Below are 15417 nucleotides of genomic sequence, written 5' to 3' on the forward strand. Positions count from 1 at the left end.
GCATGACTGCACGCACCTTGCGTATCTGGTTTCTGGTCCACAAATGGACCAGCCTGATCACTACCGTTTTCCTGTTGTTGCTGTGCCTGACGGGGCTGCCACTGATCTTTCATGAAGAGATTGAGCACTACTTCGAGCCGCCGCCGCCCCTGCGCCCGCTGACCGCCGATACACCACCAATCGACTACGACACCGTCATTGCCAGTGCATTGGTGGCGCAGCCGGGGGAGGTCGTGCGTTTTGTCGGTTTCGATCCGGAAAGTCCGCTCGGTACGGTGTACACGGCAACGAGCATTATGCCGCCACCGATCGAGGGGCATTCGCAGTCGTTCGATACACGCACTGGCGAGTTATTTCCTGCGGTGCCGCCAGACGAAGGGTTCATGAACCTGATGTTGCGCCTGCATACCGATTTATTCATGGGGTTGCCCGGTTATCTGTTTCTCGGTTTCATGGGGCTGCTGTTGGTCGCGGCGCTGGTGTCCGGCGTGGTGGTGTACACACCGTTCATGCGCAAGCTGGACTTCGCCACCGTGCGCAACGGGCGCAGTTCACGCTTGAAGTGGCTGGACCTGCATAACGTGCTCGGCATCGTCACCCTCGCCTGGGTGTTGGTGGTGGGGCTGACAGGCGTCATCAATACGCTGGCATTGCCCATTTTCGACTTTTGGCAGAGTGACCAGTTGGCGCAGATGACCGCGCCCTACAAGGATGCGCCGCCGCTGGAGCGCCTCGGGTCGTTGCAAAAAGCGCTGGATACCGCGCGTAAGGCGGCGCCAGGCATGGAGCCCAGCTTCATCGCCTTTCCCGGTACTCAGTTCAGCAGCCAGCACCATTACGCAGTGTTCATGCGCGGCACCACGCCGCTCACTGCGCGATTGCTCAAGCCGGCCCTGGTGGATGCGAGTACCGGCGAGCTGACCGACATGCGTGAGATGCCGTTGTACGTGAAAACCTTGCTGGTTTCGCAGCCGCTGCATTTTGGTGATTACGGTGGTGTGCCGCTGAAGATCATCTGGACGCTGCTCGATCTCATCAGCATCGTCATCCTCGGCAGTGGGCTCTACCTGTGGCTGAGCCGTCGCAAGGTACCGTTGCAAAAACGCTTGGATGAATTGCATGCCAGCGGGCCGGAAATGGGGGGCCGATCATGAGGCGCGGACTGTGGATGATCTTTCGCTGGCCGCTGTTGCTCTTTGTTCTAAGCCTGTTCGGATTGCTCTCGGCGCTGATCGGTGACGGCGCCTATGACCTGCTTTCATGGCTCAGCCTGGGGGTGCCGTTGGGGCTGGTCGGGGTGGTTTGGCTGCGTTTGCGTTCAGCCAAACGATGATTGGCGCGATCCTCAGCGCCGTCATCAACAGCGTCAGCTTCCACTCGGTTGCAGGTCGATTTTCTCCCCGCGGCAACTCACCCACGGAGTTCGCCAGGGCATTGCATGCTCAGCGCCGCGACGAAGTCGTGAATGCCGCTGTACTGGGAAAGTCTTCCGCACATAGCCAAGCCCTCAACCTGAAACCTGAGCTTAGACGATGGTTTTCGGGTGAGACATCAGTTCGTTCAGCACACTGCGCAGCCTCTCGGCCTCGCGCGTGCTGAGTCGATCTGAAGTGGTGAGGTTGGCGATCTGCTTCCTCATCGCTGCAGCTTCGGCACCGCGCAGCCTGAGGTATCCGGCAAACTCTTCGTTCTTTGCCTGTGCTTCTGTCAGCATCGCGACCAGGCCGAAGATATCCGCCCGGGCCTTGCGCAGTTGCAGGTTCAGTTCCTGGATCTCGTTCTCGAGCAGCCGGGCGTGTTGTTTGTGCATTTCGAGAGGCGTGGGGATGCCAAGCCACCCGCAGGTGTCTTCGTCGATATTCATAGGAGGTATTTCGAGTGCTGTATGTGTATACAGTATTCGAGATTGAGTGAAGTGGAATGCTTGAGGCGACGAACTGCAGGGTTACCCGACGATCAGTCGGGCGCGGGCCTCCCACTCTTTACTATTTACCGGCGGTGATACGCGCCATGAACTGACGCGTCAGGCTGGCGATCTGCTCGGTTTTTTCATCGAGCGCGAAATGCCCCGCGTCCAGAATATGAACCTCGGCCCCCGGCACATCATCCTTGTAGCGCATCGCCCCCGGCAAAATGAACGACGGGTCGTATTTTCCCCACATGACCAACATCGGCGGTTGGTTGTCTTTCAACCATTGCTGCCATTTTGGGTAAGAGGCTACGTTGTTCTGGTAGTCCAGCAACAACGCCGACTGTATCGCCCGCTGGCCCGGACGGGATAAGGCGGCAAACTCGTCCTCCCAGGCATCAGGGTTGTAACGCTCGGGATGAGGGCTGGTGCCCAGATGGCGCTGCTTCGTGCCCTCGTACCCCGTGAACCCATCGACTTGTTCGGGATGTTCGGCGGGAGCCTTCCAGTACTTGGCGATGTTCGCCCACTTGGCACCCAGGCCTTCGTCATACGCATTGGCGTTCTGGATGATGATGCCGTGCAGTTTTTGCGGCGCGTTGAGGATCATCCGAAAGCCTACCGGGCCGCCGTAGTCCTGCATAAACAGGGTGTATTCATGGATTTGCAATTGCGTGAGCAGCTTGCTCATGGTGTCGGCCAGATGGTCAAACGTGTAGGTGTAGGTCGCGGGCGAGGGCGCGTCGCTTCTGCCGAACCCGGGGTAGTCGGGTGCGATCACGTGATACCGGTCAGCAAGCAGCGGGATCAGCGAATCCCACATGCGCGAGGACGAAGGGTAGCCATGGAGCAGCACCAGGGTCGGCGCGTCCCTGGGGCCGGCCTCGCGATAGAAAACCCTCACGCCGTCCACACTGGACCAATGATAGCCAGTGGACTCGGTGGTATAGGGGACGGACGGCACCGGTTCGCTGGCGTGTGCCGGTGCGGTCATCGAAAGAGTGGTCATAAGTGCTCCCAGCGTGCAAAAGGTGGTGATGTTCATTGAGGCCCTGAGCTCTGATTTGCGCATTTCCCGGTGAAATGCAGCTGCGATCAGAGTGAACGCATCCGGGAACTCACACCATTGGCCCAATGACCATTTTTCATTAGAATCGGGCCAATCTCGATCAGGCCCGCCCTATGAAAAAAAGTGTGAAAGTTGCAGTCATCGCTTTTAACGGCATCAGCCCCTTTCACCTTTCTGTGCCGTGCCTCGTATTTGGTAAAGATCGCCGAGTGGGGGATTCGCCCTGGTTTGAATTGGTGGTCTGCGCGGGCGAAGAGGGGGCGCTGGTTACCAACGCCGGTTTCTTGATCCACTGTGACCATGGTTTGGACCAGGTTGCAGGAGCTGACATCGTCATCATTCCCAGCTGGCGGGACGTCACCGAAAGGCCGCCGTGCGCACTCCTCGAAACGCTTCAGGCAGCCCATGAACGGGGCGCGCTGGTGGTCGGCCTGTGCCTGGGGGCGTTCGTGCTTGCCCATGCGGGCCTGCTGTGCGACAAGCGGGCAACCACGCACTGGGCGTGGGCGGCGCATCTGGCGCGAGATTTCCCACGCATTGAAGTGGACCCCAAAGTGCTCTATGTCGAGGCGCAGCAAATCCTGACCTCTGCAGGCGTGGCCGCAGGGCTCGATTGCTGTATTCATATCGTCAGGCGGATCTATGGGCGGGGGGTTGCCAACGCGTTGGCGCGTCAACTGCTGGTTTCCCCCCATCGCGACGGAGGCCAGGCCCAGTTCATCAGCCAGCCTGTTCCTCAAGGCGCAAGCGACCAGCGTCTCGGCCAGTTGCTGGACTGGCTTCGGGCAAACCTGGGACAACCGTTGTCAATCGATCAGGTGGCGACGAGGCTGGCGATGAGTCGACGCAGTTTCACCCGGCACTTCAAGCAACTGACCGGCTCGACGTTTGGCAAGTGGCTCACGAATGAGCGAATCAAGGCCGTCCAATTGCAACTTGAAACAACCGACCACAGCGTCGAGACGATCGCTGATGCCTGCGGGTTTGGTACAAGCCTGTCTTTGCGTCAGCACTTTTTGTCGATCGTGGGCGTGAGCCCCACAACCTACCGGAAGTCTTATCATCGATAGGGAGGTACCTGTAATTTCCGGTTCCGATACCCGTTCGCTGACGTGCAGCGACGGAGCGAAAACTGGCCAGTGACTCCTGCGGGTACAAGGCCGAAAAGCTCTCCAGGCAACCGCCTGCAAGTGAAAGCGATTTGGCCTCGGGCTGGCAGTTTCCTCCTGACTGACTAACCTTCTACGCATCGGCCATCCTTGTACAAGTGTCAAGGGTCCACCTCAGGGACCTGAATCGGCGCGCTGGGTTGGCAAGTCATAAGGAGAGCTTCATGAATGGACTTATCTCAAGAGTCTTACTGGCGTTGACGACACTGGCCTGGGTGTCCGGCTCCCAGGCCGCGACCACCGTCACCGGTCAAATCAGTGCGTCGCTGATATTGATCAACAGTTGCCTGGTCAACGGCGTGGGAGGCACCACAGGCTTGAATTTCGGTGCGTTGAACTTTGGTACGGCCAACACCCTGTATACCGAGGCTGATGGGCAAGTGCTGGGCGGCGGCGGGGCGCCTTTGTCTATTCAATGCTCGGCGGGTACTTCGCCGGTATTGACCATCACGTCCGGCGCCAATGATGGCAAATCCACCGGTGGAACGCGTGCCCTGGCAGACGGTGCCGGCCACTTTGCGCCCTATGACATCTACACCGACGCCGCCCACACGCAAATTCTTGCCAACAACGGCACTATCAATCTGGCGGCCAGCACCGGGGTTGCGCAAACCGTGAATATTTACGGTAAATCCCCAGGCAAGGTGGGTTTGCCGGCCGGCACTTATACCGACACGATTGCGGTCACGCTGACGTTTTGAATATGAGGTATATCGCTTGCGGCAATCTTCGGATGCCAAGGGAAATAATTTATTTGCTGTTCCATTTTGAACTCCGTCTTCCATTTTTGAGCGGGAGACGGCATAGATTTATTGATTTTTAAATTGATCTCTACCTGTATCGCATTCACACCCCTAAAGACATCTACGGGATGACAGGAGTTGGATGATCAGGTGCATGCATCATGTTAATATCGCCACCCCTCGTGACCGAGGGGCCTCTGGCGGGCAGGCTGGTCGAGAGAAAATCCCCTTGTTTCCTGAGATTTATAGCTTGATGTGCCATTTTTAACGTCCATGGCATGATTTCATGGGCGTTAATCAGCCGATATCCATTTTTCCATTTAAAGCTGCGCTTGCTATGGCAGTAGTTCAGAAACTATACGCCTCAAAAGGAAGAGTCATGGCCGTACCACGCATTATTTTCCCAATAGCCATTGCTGTTGTCGTGCTCGGAGCCGGCACGCTGATCTATCAGGGCCTCAACGGCACAAGCAGCTCGCTGAGCTGCGCAGATGATTTCTCGCAAGCCACGGTTATCGAGGGTGTTAAAGGTACAGTTGCCGGCGACACTACACTAGCCACCAGCCAGGCTGGTGAGTCTGGACATATTCCTTTTGCCAAGCCTTACCATTCGGTCTGGTGCAAATGGACTTCCCCAGAAGATGCAAGCTTCACATTTGATACCACAGGCTCAAAATTCGACACCGTGCTTGCCGTTTATAAAAGCACGAGCCTGAATTCGATGCCGGTGGCCGGCACGAACAATAACCAGTCGGAAAATGATGTAACCAGTGCTGTGACTTTTTCAGCCAAGAAGGGTGAAACCTATTCGATTGCCGTCGATGGGTTTGAAGGTGCTTACGGTAAGTACATCCTCAACTGGGCCAAGAAATAAGCGAACATGGCAGCTGTCGGCGGCCATTGGCTAAGGTGAAGGGGGACGACAATCCTCCACACCAGAAAACCCCGTAGATTAACGTCTACGGGGTTTTTTATTGTCTGCCGGTAAGTACGATGGGCGAAAAAACCGCAATCGCGGGCCTTCTCGCAGGGCAGCCCGACTTACTTGAACAAGCCGCCAATTGCGTTGATCGCATCCGCAGCCTTGTTCACGTTTTGCTGGCGCTGAGGGTTAGTGTCCACTTGTGCCTGAGTGTTGTAGGTACTGTTGCTGCAGCTCTTGTTGGTTTGTGTCAGTGCTGCCTGGAACGCGGTCGCGCGCAACGTATCGCCCTTGGCATTGGCCGCATTGATATTGGTCTGCAGGTCGCGGATCTGTTGCTGGCAGGAGGCACTGTTGGCGTTGACGGTGTTGTTGCTGTTGCCGGCACCCCCCAAGGCAGATGACAGGGCACCGGTGAGGGCAGACAGGTCGGCGGCGTGGGCGGTCAAAGTGAACAGGCTGAACAGGGCGGCGGCTGGGGCGAGTTTGGAAAGACGCATGGCAAACCTCAATGTTTTATTGCCTGCGCATCTCCGGGGGCCCGAGCAGGCGCAGAACAATATCCGTATAGAGGTGAGCGCTCGGGTGGGGCGAAATATATTTGGTCAAATTTTGACCTTCAACCGTGAAACTCCATAAATGTGAGTTGTTTCACGTTGTTTGTCTGGCATTGACGACGTATCAAGGTGAGGGCACGAGCCCGAGTGATTCGCGATGCAAGCTGAAACGCCTGGGTGCTTCACTTGGCGCAACAAATACCCGATAGCTTCACCAGCAGTGTCAGCGCGACGATTGCCCAGCCAAAGTTGAGTGCGACAAACATCCATTCCGGCGGATTTGTACCCAGGGAAATCGTCGAGGTAATCGTCAAGAAAACCATCAAAAGACCAATTGGGAGCCAGAACCAGAGGTGTTTCTGGCGCTGGCACACCTCTATGTGCAGCGGGCTATCTTCATGGAGCGTCATGTGTTGTCGGCCTCGGTAACCTGCTGCTTCCCTGCCGATGTTCAGCTCAAGAGCGCTATCCTGAGCAATGAGTCCAGGTGATGCAAGGCTCATTCGCCGTTAGTGTCCATCAATCAGGCGAAGTGCCAGTTCGGCACTGAAGGTGCCTGCCGCCGGGCCTTCATGACAATCGGTTTTCGTCGAAGACGCACCGTCTGAATTGCCCGGGAGTTTGATCCATAGGGCAACCAACCGTGGCGAAAGCACTTGCGGTGGCATGCCCAGTCTGCGCCCGACCGGGTTGCACCAGTCTCCAGGATTCGCACCATTGCCGTTGCGGCTGGTATCCACCGCCACGGCTTTTGTATAGGCGTATTCGCTTAACAACCTGGCATTGATGGCATCACCATAACTGCGCACCTGGGCGAGGGTGTAGAAGTTGGCGATATTCAGGGCAAACCCCCGAATCTGTTTCACCCCGGCTGCATTCAACGCATCGGCCATGGCGCCTGGGGATTTCCAGCCTGGATTGCCAGCGTCCAGATAAACATCGACATGGCGTGCGCGCTGGTTGAACCCCGATACGGCGTAATTGATTAGCCCCAGCCGCTCGGCGCGCTTGTCCTTGTCCAGGCACTGCAGGTCTGCCAGTGCGTCCGGCTCCAAGATAACCAGCGCCGGCTGGTCTCCAATGCCTTTGATCAGTTGGTCTATCCAGCCCCGGTACTCCGCCGCTGCCGGTGCGCCACCCTTCGAGGCGCCACCGCTGCAGTCGCGGTGGGGCAGGTTATAGGCCACCAAAATCGGTGTTTTATCAGCACTGGCGGCAGCGGTTACATAGCGATTGACGCGCTCGGCCAGCGTTCCTATGGCCTGGCTGGTGCCGGTCAGCCACAGGGCACTGGGCACCTCGGCAATGGTTGAGCGGATGCTTGCAGTGGCAGGCGTATCGGGGTGCTGCTGGACCCACTGTGCGGCGGTGGACTGCGGGTTGACGTAGAACCCATCACTCGCCTGGGCAGCAGGCAGCATCGACAAGCAGATAAAGCCGGCGGCAAGGGTGGCGATCTTTAGCACGCTCTACACCAGTAAGAGGGGCGGGTGGCCAAGGTAAGTCGGCTCGCCGCTGACGTCACGTGAAGCTGCATGAAGCTTGCCGGCTAGCCGCGTAGACCGTGCCCATGGCATGCTCCCACGCTCAGCATCCAGTCAAGGAAGAACGATGTCGACCTATGTAATCACCGTCCCTTGCTTTGCGCAGATGTTGCGCTCGCTCAAGGGGCTTTTGTCCAAAGGCGAGGCGCATGCCGGCGAGTTGGGCTATGACCCGCGAAACCTGCTGAGCGCGCGGCTGGCGCCCGACATGCACACCCTCGCAACGCAAATCCGGTTTGTGTGCACCCAGGCCCAGGAATCGGTCCAGCGTCTCACCCATCAACCGCTGCCGGTTCTGAGCACACCCGCAACCCTGAGCGAGGCACGTGGGTTGATCGAGCAAACCCTGCAAGCCCTTGCCTCGGCAGATCGCGAACTCATCGACAGCAGCGAGCGCGCTATCTCGATAGAACTTCCCGACGGTACTATTTTCGACATGACTGCCTACGAATACGCGGTCAATTGGGCCATTCCACAGTTCTATTTTCACCTGATGACCGCCTATAACATCCTTCGCCATAACGGTGTGCCGCTCGGCAAGGCCGATTACGTGCCGCATATGTTCGCCTTCGTGCGCACGCAATAGGTAGCCACCCGAATGAATAGACCCCGCTCCTGCGCATAAGCGTATGGTGGGTGTTAAACACGTTTATTGAGGTACCCGCCATGGACGATAAACTCGGCACCCGCCTGAAAGAGGAACGCAAGATCCTGGGGCTCTCCCAACAGGAGTTTGGTGCGATTGGCGGTGTGGGTGCGAATGCTCAGGTGCACTACGAAAGTGGCGCGCGGGCGCCCAAGTCCGATTACCTGATTGCCATCCGGCATAAAGGCGTGGACGTGCTTTACGTGTTGACGGGGGAAAGGGCGGTTATCAACCAGGCCACCCTGAGTGACAAGGAGACGTTGATCATCAACCACTACCGCACGCTGGACGGGCTGGATCAGGATGCGATTGCGCAGATCACTTCCTCGTTGTCTGACAGCTAGCAACGAGGAAGTCCCGGATTTGCTTCGCGCCAGGCTAGAAGCTGTCGGTCGTCCTGAAGCTGCCGCCGCCTGTACTGCCTGACGTCGAAAAGCTGGCCGTGTTGTTATTGCTGCTTTCGACGGTGGCGACGCCAAGGACGACAGGGCTGATCGATGCGCTGACATAGCCTCGCGTCGCCCCTGCCGCTACCTGACTACGGCGCACGATTTTAAGGCCCCGGCTAAGCACATCCACAACCTGGCCAAGGGTTGCACCCTGGGTCATGTAGCTCTCTACCAGACGCTCGAAGTCAGTCGACAGGTCAAAATAAACATCGCGGCCGGTAAACGCATCGTTGCGAACTTTGCGCTCCAGGTCTTTGGCACGCTGGTAGCTGTTCTGGTGTACCACGGCCTCTTCCTGGGTATCCGCCAGTTGCTGTACCACCGCTTTCAAGCGCAGGTTCAGGGTTTGCAGTTGCTCGACGATCAGGTCGTCGGCGTCGTCCGGGGTGTGGCTGGCCAGGTCGATCAATTCGCCGATGCTGCGGGTTTTCAACTGGTCAGTGAGCAACTGGCGTGCGCGCTGGTACTGCGGGTCTTCGTTGCGTGAGTAGCTGCCGAGTTTTTCCTGGATGGCATTGGCCTGGCGCTTGGCGTTGTCGACTACGCGTTGCAGGGTGTCGAGCTCGGGTTGAATTGCGGCCTGTCCCAACTGGTCACGTGCCTGAGCCAGTTGCGCATCGACGCTGGCACTCAAGGTGCTGATCAGGGCGATGCGCTCGGCCTGCAAGGCCTCGTTTCGCTCACCAAGGGCGATCAGGCTCAGCTCGTTCTTGCGGTTGGCGAGGTAGTTCACCTTAGTCGCCAGCCAGTTGTCCATCCAGCGGTTCAGGCGGTTGCGCTGGTATTGGTCGGTGCCGAAGGCGTGTCCGCGCAAGTAGACGTAGACCAGGTTGGTATCAAAGGTCGGACGCTTCAGTGTGCATTCCTGGCGCAAGTCTTCATAACCGCTGACGTGTTCTCGGTGGGCGGCCTGGGCCAGGTCCAGTTGCTCGACCTGGCGGGCGTAGTCGGGGTTTTGTTCCAGGGATTGCCGGGCTTGCTGGTCGAGGGTGTCGGCTCGCGCTTGCAGTTTTTCCTTGCCCGCCAGCGCCTGGGCCACGGTCTGCTCAGCGTCGCGCAGTTGCTGGTGGAGCTGGTCCTGGGACTGTTGGCGCAGGTTCAGGGCGGCGGCGACTTGCTCGTTCTGCGTGTTGCCCTGGTTCAGGTGCAGGGCCGCGATTTTACCCAGGCGCTGGGTAATGTCCTGCTCCAGCGCCAGTTGCTCGCCGAGCAGTTCAGACAGGTGTTGCTCGGCCGTGCGAATCCTCAGCTCGGCGTTGCGGGAGTTACGTTCGGTGATGCCGATCAGGGTGTCAGGCGTCATGTCTTCACCACTCCAATATCGTTTCGAGCGGGTCGGTGGTCCGTTGGCTCAAGTAGGTGACTTCCATCCTGCCGGCTGGCTTGCGGCCGATCACACGGTTGGTCAGGTGGCCGTCGTCGAGTTTGTCGGCCTTGACCTTCAGGTATTCGGCCTGCGGTACCCGCACAGCGAACTGGCTGGCCCACGCGCCGGTGCCGGTCTCACTGCTGACGGTGGGCAGTAGAACCGGCCTGTCCGACAGGTCGACGGCTTCGACAACCAAATACCAGCTCTTGCCCTGGGTCGAACCAGGATTGGAATTACACAGCGCCTTGTCGTAGCAGCGCTCGACACCGGACGGCGTGCCGGGCCGGTCGACAACCCGAATGGTCACCTCCTTGGGGATCAGTTCGGTGTTGGCACGCAGGGCCCTGAGTTGGCCGCCGGCTTTTTCGATTTCGAATTTCCCGATGAGGTCTTTGATCATGACCAATTCGGCCTGCATGCCCCGCGTCGCTTTACTGTCGGCGGCGGGCAGGTGAATGTCGGCGACTTTGCGGGTCAACTCGTTGAGCTGGTCGGTCATCGGCTGGACTGCCTTGACCTTGGCTAAAAACGCCTCCAGCACGCCGATCTGCTCACTGGCGTAATCGACCCCGGAGGTATCGACCATGGCCAGGGCATGTTCGGCCTTGGTATTCAGTCGGGGCAAGGCACTGAACAGGTCGCCGCCCTCAATATAGGCCGGGTCCTGTTGCACGGCGCTCAAGCGAGCCTTCAGGTGGGCGATGTCTGATTGTTTTTGTGCCGCGTTCGTCTCGACGGCGATGGCCGCTCTTTGAGCCTCTTGGATCTCGTGTCTGGCGACCATCACCCGGCTGCATTGCACCACCAGCAAGGTGACCGCAATGAGCTGGATGACGAGTATGCCGCGATGCCGCCTGAGCAATACTTTGCTCCAGAAGCGGTCAAGCGCACTCAGTTCCGGGGCCTCGAACACCAGGCGTTTGGAAAAGAATTCGCGCACGCCCTGATCGATCTGCGCTTCGGTAAATTGAATGCCGTTGTTCTGGTAATACTCGCGGATGCGCGCCGCCACTTCTGCGCGGCGTTGGGGCAGGCTCAAGTCCTTTTCCACCGCCATCTGCTGGTGGCGCAGTTGATCCACCAGCGCCATCGCGCCGAGTTGCTCGGAGAGAAGAATGTCGCTCATCAAGCGGCCTTGGTCAGCAATGCGGCGAACTTGCGTTTGGCCTCTTCGACGGCTTCGGCGATGTCACGGGATGCGTTGCTGGATTCAGCGCGGTAGGTTTCCGTCAGGCCGTGCATGTCCGTCTGGAAACTCAGGGTGGCGTCGGCCAGGGCGCGCACCGAGTCGACCTTGATGGTGGAGCCATAGCTGGCCTTGACCGCTGCTTCCAATTGGGTGTTGCCGGTGCTGCTCAGGGCTTCAAGGCCCTTGCTGATGCCGTCGGTGGTGGCATTCAGCGTGTTGGTGGCTTCGGCCAGTCCACTGTTGCTGGTGAACGACACCGCGAGGCCGGTCAACACCACTTCGTTGGTAGAGAAGAACGAGACCATGCGCTGGTACTGGCGCTCCTTGATCACATGCACCTGGTTGATCCGGGCGAAGACCATTTCGGCCGTGTTGTAGCCGACCTTCAGGTCATCGGCGATGTCCTTGACGATCTGGTAGCGCTTGTCTTCGTCCTGCAGCGCGCGTACGGCTTCGTCACGGCGCAATTCCAAGGCCGCGCGCTCGGCCGGCGCCAGGGTTTCGGCAGCCGTGACTTGGGCGTTGGCCTCGTTTAACGCCTGGGTACGCTGCTCCAGGACCTGGCCGGCCAGGGCGAGCACTTGTTGGGCATCGACCTCGGCCGCTTTCATGGCCATGCGAAAATCCAGGTAGGCTTCCAGAATCACCGTTTCCCGGGAGATCTGGTCATTGGCCGACTTGCACACCTGCAGGTAGTTTTCACGGATCTCGCTGAAGCGGCTGGGGATCGAGCCACGACGCAGGTTCATCCAGCTCAGCTTGAGCTTCTCCAGCGTATCCAGGCGCCCGTCATCCATCCAGCCGGCCATGGCGGCCGCGTCTTCGCGGATTGAGGTGAAGCTCTGGGTGATGTCCATGAAGCGTGTGGAGATATCCATGCCGGCAATCTGCTCGCGAACCACGCTGTTGAAGGTGGTCGACTGTTGCAGCACGGCAGCGATAGCGGTGACTTTGGCGGTGTCGTACTGGGCCACGCGGTCCAGCAATACCAGTACCGGTGCATCTGGAACCGGCTGCAGAAGATTGATGCCCAGGGTCCGCAGGCCCGTCAGCGCGCGGTCGAGGTAGTTGCTCATCGAGTGTCCTTTCAGGATGTGTTCAGCACAGTGTGCAGAGAAGGGCGCAAGTATACCGATCAATGAAGGCAAACCAATGGCAGTTTGGTTGGAGGGCGCTTATTGGCGAGCCTGGCGAAGTGTATGACCGTATCTACCGCTAGCTGTACGGGGCGCAGGCTGGCGCAACGTTCTACTGTCACGGCCACAGTACTCGTTCGGATGTCGCGCCATGCTCATGTCTTCAAGCCTGCTTTCAGCTTTCGCGTTGTTCGCCTTTGTGTCCTCAATCACCCCTGGTCCCAATAACACCATGTTGCTGGCGTCCGGGGTGAACTTCGGTTTTATTCGCTCGATTCCCCATGCACTGGGGATCAGCATTGGCTTCATGTTGTTGGTGATCGCCGTGGGCCTGGGCCTGGGAGAAGTGTTCAAGGCGTTGCCGTGGGCCTACACCGTATTGCGTTATGTGGGGGCGGCGTATTTGCTGTACCTCGCCTGGAAAATCGCAACGTCCAGCGCGATGTCCGATGACACCGATAACAAGCGCAAACCCATGACGTTTCTTGGCGCGGCGGCCTTCCAGTGGGTCAACCCCAAGGCCTGGGTCATGGCGCTGGGCGCGATCACCACCTACACGCCTGCCGAGGGTTATGTCACCAACGTGCTGTTGATTGCTGCGGTGTTTGCCTTGGTAAACCTGCCCAGCGTTTGCGTATGGGCCGGCTGTGGCAGCGGCTTGCGCAATGTACTGCGCGAGCCACGCTGGTTGCGGGTGTTCAACTGGTCGATGGCGGCGCTGTTGGTGCTGTCGTTGTATCCGATGTTTTTTGCCGGCTGACACGCCCTCTGACCTCCAGCGGGTTGCGTCAGCAGGCCATGGATCCTAGACCGGTGAGATGGTGGCCAGCAGACCAATTGCGATGGTCAGCGCAAGAAAACCGAACAGGAAAAATGCCATCTTAGCCATAAGGCCTCCGAAATGAACGGGCCGGCAGGACGGTTCCTGCCGGGCTCCACGGGCGTGTCGGGAGTGGGAGTATTGTCAGGGCAGGGCGGTTTTCGATACAGGGGCAGATGCAGAAGAAAAAAGCGTATCAGATGGGCCGGGGCGCTGCAGGAGCAGGAAAGCCGGGGATGATCATTTTGAGGTATCAGGGAATAAACAGCGGCTCAGTAACGTGTGGGCGGGACTGCTGAAGGAACTAACCTTTTGCGTGGAGTATCGTATCCACGATTTTCGTGGGAGGTTGAAGGCGAACTGCGTCGTGCGTGGCTATTCTCAAGCGGCGCTGGGAGGGTTCCTTGAAGTGATTTCATCGGGGCGAGTAGGCAAATGGGCAAGACATTGGCTGCGCTGTCGTTTTTGATGACCCTGGTTTGGGTTTCAGTGGTTATTGCGGTAATGACTTATTTTTCCTGATGCACGTGGGGCACGGGTGCGGCACCTGGTGAAGCGGTCGGTATCGCCATTGCCCACTCCCGCCTGCAAAATCTGTAGATGACTGATCTGGCGAGCTTTTTTGTTTGCCAGGGCGCCGCTTGATTGTTTGAAAAAGCCCGCACCCGACCTTGCATCGAGGGGGCTGGATCTATATATTCCCTAGCCTGCTGCAACGCTCAAGGGCTTTTAACGCTGCTTGGCCTGCTGCATAGCGCTACCGCCCGAATGGCGAAACTGGTAGACGCATGGGACTTAAAATCCCCCGCTCGTAAGGGCGTGCCGGTTCGATTCCGGCTTCGGGCACCATCTAAAACCAAGGGTTTGCGGGCGAAAGCTGATGCAAGCCCTTGTTTGTTTCCGGTCGGTAATAAAACAACTGGCCCGCAAATCACTTCGTTGGTGAGACTTTCTTGCCTTTGCGGTTGCGGATGTACTGCTCGGTCATCACGACGGTGGTATGGGGCGGAAAAAGTGCTGGTTCCTGATCCAGGCAACCAGCTCATCCTTCGTCATTTCATCGAGAACATCTTTAGCCACCGAGTTTTTCATGCGTGCATACCTCGCCCGCCGCTCACCGGGAGGCATGTAGGTGTATGGCCCGGTGTCGCCGTCGAACGGCTCGACGATGTGGATAGCGACGCCCAAGCGCTTGGTAGCTGTAGGCGATTGGCCTGGGCTTGTAACCGATCGGCGCCGCTTCTTCGATCTGGCCGCCGCTGGCCAGGAACTGGGCGATCTGGGCTGCCAGTTCAGCCGAGGGCGGGCACCGAATTGATATCTAATTGCCATCATTCCGATACAATCGCGCCCGGCTGAGCATCAGCTATGCCAATGAAGGCGCAACGGAGTGATGGTATGAAGATGGGGAAGGTGGCGGGAGCCACACTACTTGCAGCAATGACGTTCCTGGGCGGCTGCGCGAGTATCGTGAGCGATAGCAAGCCAAAGGTTGGGCTGTACAGCCTGCCTACAAATGCCAACTATGTAATCAAAGACAGCAAGGGCAGCGTGCTACTGAAGGGGGTTACGCCCGGCACGGCACTTTTGGAGACGAGCCGAGGCTACTTTCAAAGCCAAAGCTATACAGTCACCTTCCAAAAGGACGGTTACACCGAGACGACAGTTCCCCTGAAATCTACAGTGAGCGGCTGGTATTGGGGGAACCTGCTGATTGGCGGTTTGATCGGTATGCTGATCGTAGATCCGCTGACAGGCGCCATGTACACATTGCCAGAAGACGCGACAGGAAACCTTTCTGCTGTTGCATTACCTCAAGCCTCGCTGCTACCAATGCCTAGCGCTCCACAGTAAATACGATCTCAAAAAAAGCCCGCACATAGTCGGGCTTCTTG

18 protein-coding genes, 1 tRNA gene and 1 pseudogene are annotated in these 15417 nt (G+C 58.2%); 10 read left to right on the forward strand and 10 right to left on the reverse strand.

Translation table 11 applies throughout. From position 1 onward, the window contains the following. Positions 1-2 precede the first annotated feature (2 nt). Both ACIOMR_RS01160 and ACIOMR_RS01165 read left to right on the forward strand, forming a co-directional pair. Positions 3-1154 carry a PepSY domain-containing protein gene (locus ACIOMR_RS01160; protein ID WP_087693944.1) on the forward strand — a complete coding sequence of 384 codons (1152 nt, stop codon included), beginning with the start codon at positions 3-5 and terminating at the stop codon, positions 1152-1154. Beyond that, positions 1151-1333: a hypothetical protein gene (locus ACIOMR_RS01165; RefSeq protein WP_401191738.1), complete on the forward strand. Its 183-nt coding sequence runs from the start codon at positions 1151-1153 to the stop codon at positions 1331-1333. Before ACIOMR_RS01160 ends, ACIOMR_RS01165 begins: the two co-directional genes overlap by 4 nt. Before the next feature lie 69 nt (positions 1334-1402). On the opposite strand, the pseudogene ACIOMR_RS01170 reads toward ACIOMR_RS01165, so the two are convergent. From ACIOMR_RS01170 to ACIOMR_RS01180, 3 genes and pseudogenes are all read right to left on the reverse strand, one after another. Further along, positions 1403-1497 (reverse strand): annotated as a pseudogene (locus ACIOMR_RS01170) (DUF159 family protein); the annotation flags it as partial. 28 nt (positions 1498-1525) lie between these two features. Continuing rightward, entirely contained in the window at positions 1526-1864 is a 339-nt protein-coding gene (locus tag ACIOMR_RS01175; RefSeq protein WP_008435088.1) for a hypothetical protein, read from the reverse strand. A gap of 121 nt (positions 1865-1985) precedes the next feature. Then, complete coding sequence (locus tag ACIOMR_RS01180) at positions 1986-2954, reverse strand: alpha/beta fold hydrolase (protein WP_401191741.1); 969 nt, start codon at positions 2952-2954, stop codon at positions 1986-1988. Positions 2955-3091: 137 nt separating this feature from the next. On the opposite strand from ACIOMR_RS01180, the gene ACIOMR_RS01185 reads away from it, so the two are divergent. The 3 genes from ACIOMR_RS01185 to ACIOMR_RS01195 all read left to right on the forward strand — a co-directional run bounded on the left by ACIOMR_RS01185 (position 3092) and on the right by ACIOMR_RS01195 (position 5764). Further along, entirely contained in the window at positions 3092-4048 is a 957-nt protein-coding gene (locus ACIOMR_RS01185) for a GlxA family transcriptional regulator (protein ID WP_401191744.1), read from the forward strand. A 263-nt stretch (positions 4049-4311) separates the two neighbouring features. After that, a complete protein-coding gene (locus ACIOMR_RS01190) occupies positions 4312-4848 on the forward strand; it encodes a spore coat protein U domain-containing protein (protein WP_032899364.1) in 537 nt (178 codons plus the stop codon). Between the two features lie 421 nt (positions 4849-5269). Next, a complete protein-coding gene (locus ACIOMR_RS01195; protein ID WP_087693941.1) occupies positions 5270-5764 on the forward strand; it encodes a hypothetical protein in 495 nt (164 codons plus the stop codon). A gap of 167 nt (positions 5765-5931) precedes the next feature. Here ACIOMR_RS01195 and ACIOMR_RS01200 read toward each other — a convergent pair whose 3' ends face one another. From ACIOMR_RS01200 to ACIOMR_RS01210, 3 genes are all read right to left on the reverse strand, one after another. Then, positions 5932-6312 carry a DUF1090 family protein gene (locus ACIOMR_RS01200; protein WP_177021944.1) on the reverse strand — a complete coding sequence of 127 codons (381 nt, stop codon included), beginning with the start codon at positions 6310-6312 and terminating at the stop codon, positions 5932-5934. 239 nt (positions 6313-6551) lie between these two features. After that, the gene (locus ACIOMR_RS01205; RefSeq protein WP_301050351.1) at positions 6552-6872 is read right to left on the reverse strand and encodes a hypothetical protein; all 321 of its coding nucleotides are present in this window, start codon (positions 6870-6872) and stop codon (positions 6552-6554) included. Between the two features lie 6 nt (positions 6873-6878). Beyond that, positions 6879-7835 carry a glycoside hydrolase family 6 protein gene (locus ACIOMR_RS01210; RefSeq protein WP_177021942.1) on the reverse strand — a complete coding sequence of 319 codons (957 nt, stop codon included), beginning with the start codon at positions 7833-7835 and terminating at the stop codon, positions 6879-6881. Positions 7836-7980: 145 nt separating this feature from the next. Here ACIOMR_RS01210 and ACIOMR_RS01215 point away from each other — a divergent pair, with 145 nt between their 5' ends. Beyond that, positions 7981-8499, forward strand: a complete 519-nt coding sequence (locus ACIOMR_RS01215) for a DUF1993 family protein (RefSeq protein ID WP_177044629.1) — start codon at positions 7981-7983, stop codon at positions 8497-8499. 80 nt (positions 8500-8579) lie between these two features. Further along, on the forward strand, positions 8580-8903 hold the full coding sequence (locus tag ACIOMR_RS01220; RefSeq protein ID WP_087693937.1) for a helix-turn-helix domain-containing protein: 324 nt from the start codon (positions 8580-8582) through the stop codon (positions 8901-8903). Between the two features lie 34 nt (positions 8904-8937). Here ACIOMR_RS01220 and ACIOMR_RS01225 read toward each other — a convergent pair whose 3' ends face one another. From ACIOMR_RS01225 to ACIOMR_RS01235, 3 genes are read right to left on the reverse strand one after another with little or no spacing between them, the layout of a single operon-like run. Beyond that, positions 8938-10311 (reverse strand): hypothetical protein, encoded by a 1374-nt coding sequence (locus tag ACIOMR_RS01225; protein ID WP_401191751.1) that lies wholly within the window; start codon positions 10309-10311, stop codon positions 8938-8940. 4 nt (positions 10312-10315) lie between these two features. Continuing rightward, complete coding sequence (locus ACIOMR_RS01230; RefSeq protein ID WP_177035499.1) at positions 10316-11503, reverse strand: DUF6384 family protein; 1188 nt, start codon at positions 11501-11503, stop codon at positions 10316-10318. Then, positions 11503-12642 carry a merozoite surface protein 3b gene (locus ACIOMR_RS01235; RefSeq protein ID WP_401191753.1) on the reverse strand — a complete coding sequence of 380 codons (1140 nt, stop codon included), beginning with the start codon at positions 12640-12642 and terminating at the stop codon, positions 11503-11505. Before ACIOMR_RS01235 ends, ACIOMR_RS01230 begins: the two co-directional genes overlap by 1 nt. A 211-nt stretch (positions 12643-12853) precedes the next feature. Here ACIOMR_RS01235 and ACIOMR_RS01240 point away from each other — a divergent pair, with 211 nt between their 5' ends. Both ACIOMR_RS01240 and ACIOMR_RS01245 read left to right on the forward strand, forming a co-directional pair. Then, positions 12854-13462, forward strand: a complete 609-nt coding sequence (locus ACIOMR_RS01240) for a LysE family translocator (protein ID WP_177081501.1) — start codon at positions 12854-12856, stop codon at positions 13460-13462. 822 nt (positions 13463-14284) lie between these two features. Continuing rightward, a tRNA-Leu gene (locus ACIOMR_RS01245) sits at positions 14285-14371 on the forward strand. Between the two features lie 265 nt (positions 14372-14636). Here the strand turns inward: ACIOMR_RS01245 and ACIOMR_RS01250 are convergent. Then, positions 14637-14843 (reverse strand): hypothetical protein, encoded by a 207-nt coding sequence (locus tag ACIOMR_RS01250; RefSeq protein ID WP_401191906.1) that lies wholly within the window; start codon positions 14841-14843, stop codon positions 14637-14639. Positions 14844-14920: 77 nt separating this feature from the next. On the opposite strand from ACIOMR_RS01250, the gene ACIOMR_RS01255 reads away from it, so the two are divergent. Beyond that, the gene (locus ACIOMR_RS01255; protein ID WP_003207714.1) at positions 14921-15376 is read left to right on the forward strand and encodes a hypothetical protein; all 456 of its coding nucleotides are present in this window, start codon (positions 14921-14923) and stop codon (positions 15374-15376) included. Positions 15377-15417 lie beyond the last annotated feature (41 nt).

Origin of the sequence: Pseudomonas sp. NPDC087814 (genome assembly GCF_044742865.1) — a bacterium.
Lineage (GTDB): Bacteria > Pseudomonadota > Gammaproteobacteria > Pseudomonadales > Pseudomonadaceae > Aquipseudomonas.

Coding starts and splice junctions, on each gene's coding strand:
- ACIOMR_RS01160 (WP_087693944.1), top strand. CDS start 3: ATGACTGCACGCACCTTGCGTATCTGGTTTCTGGTCCACAAATGGACC.
- ACIOMR_RS01165 (WP_401191738.1), top strand. CDS start 1,151: ATGAGGCGCGGACTGTGGATGATCTTTCGCTGGCCGCTGTTGCTCTTT.
- ACIOMR_RS01175 (WP_008435088.1), bottom strand. CDS start 1,864: ATGAATATCGACGAAGACACCTGCGGGTGGCTTGGCATCCCCACGCCT.
- ACIOMR_RS01180 (WP_401191741.1), bottom strand. CDS start 2,954: ATGAACATCACCACCTTTTGCACGCTGGGAGCACTTATGACCACTCTT.
- ACIOMR_RS01185 (WP_401191744.1), top strand. CDS start 3,092: ATGAAAAAAAGTGTGAAAGTTGCAGTCATCGCTTTTAACGGCATCAGC.
- ACIOMR_RS01190 (WP_032899364.1), top strand. CDS start 4,312: ATGAATGGACTTATCTCAAGAGTCTTACTGGCGTTGACGACACTGGCC.
- ACIOMR_RS01195 (WP_087693941.1), top strand. CDS start 5,270: ATGGCCGTACCACGCATTATTTTCCCAATAGCCATTGCTGTTGTCGTG.
- ACIOMR_RS01200 (WP_177021944.1), bottom strand. CDS start 6,312: ATGCGTCTTTCCAAACTCGCCCCAGCCGCCGCCCTGTTCAGCCTGTTC.
- ACIOMR_RS01205 (WP_301050351.1), bottom strand. CDS start 6,872: ATGAGCCTTGCATCACCTGGACTCATTGCTCAGGATAGCGCTCTTGAG.
- ACIOMR_RS01215 (WP_177044629.1), top strand. CDS start 7,981: ATGTCGACCTATGTAATCACCGTCCCTTGCTTTGCGCAGATGTTGCGC.
- ACIOMR_RS01220 (WP_087693937.1), top strand. CDS start 8,580: ATGGACGATAAACTCGGCACCCGCCTGAAAGAGGAACGCAAGATCCTG.
- ACIOMR_RS01225 (WP_401191751.1), bottom strand. CDS start 10,311: ATGACGCCTGACACCCTGATCGGCATCACCGAACGTAACTCCCGCAAC.
- ACIOMR_RS01230 (WP_177035499.1), bottom strand. CDS start 11,503: ATGAGCGACATTCTTCTCTCCGAGCAACTCGGCGCGATGGCGCTGGTG.
- ACIOMR_RS01235 (WP_401191753.1), bottom strand. CDS start 12,642: ATGAGCAACTACCTCGACCGCGCGCTGACGGGCCTGCGGACCCTGGGC.
- ACIOMR_RS01240 (WP_177081501.1), top strand. CDS start 12,854: ATGCTCATGTCTTCAAGCCTGCTTTCAGCTTTCGCGTTGTTCGCCTTT.
- ACIOMR_RS01255 (WP_003207714.1), top strand. CDS start 14,921: ATGAAGATGGGGAAGGTGGCGGGAGCCACACTACTTGCAGCAATGACG.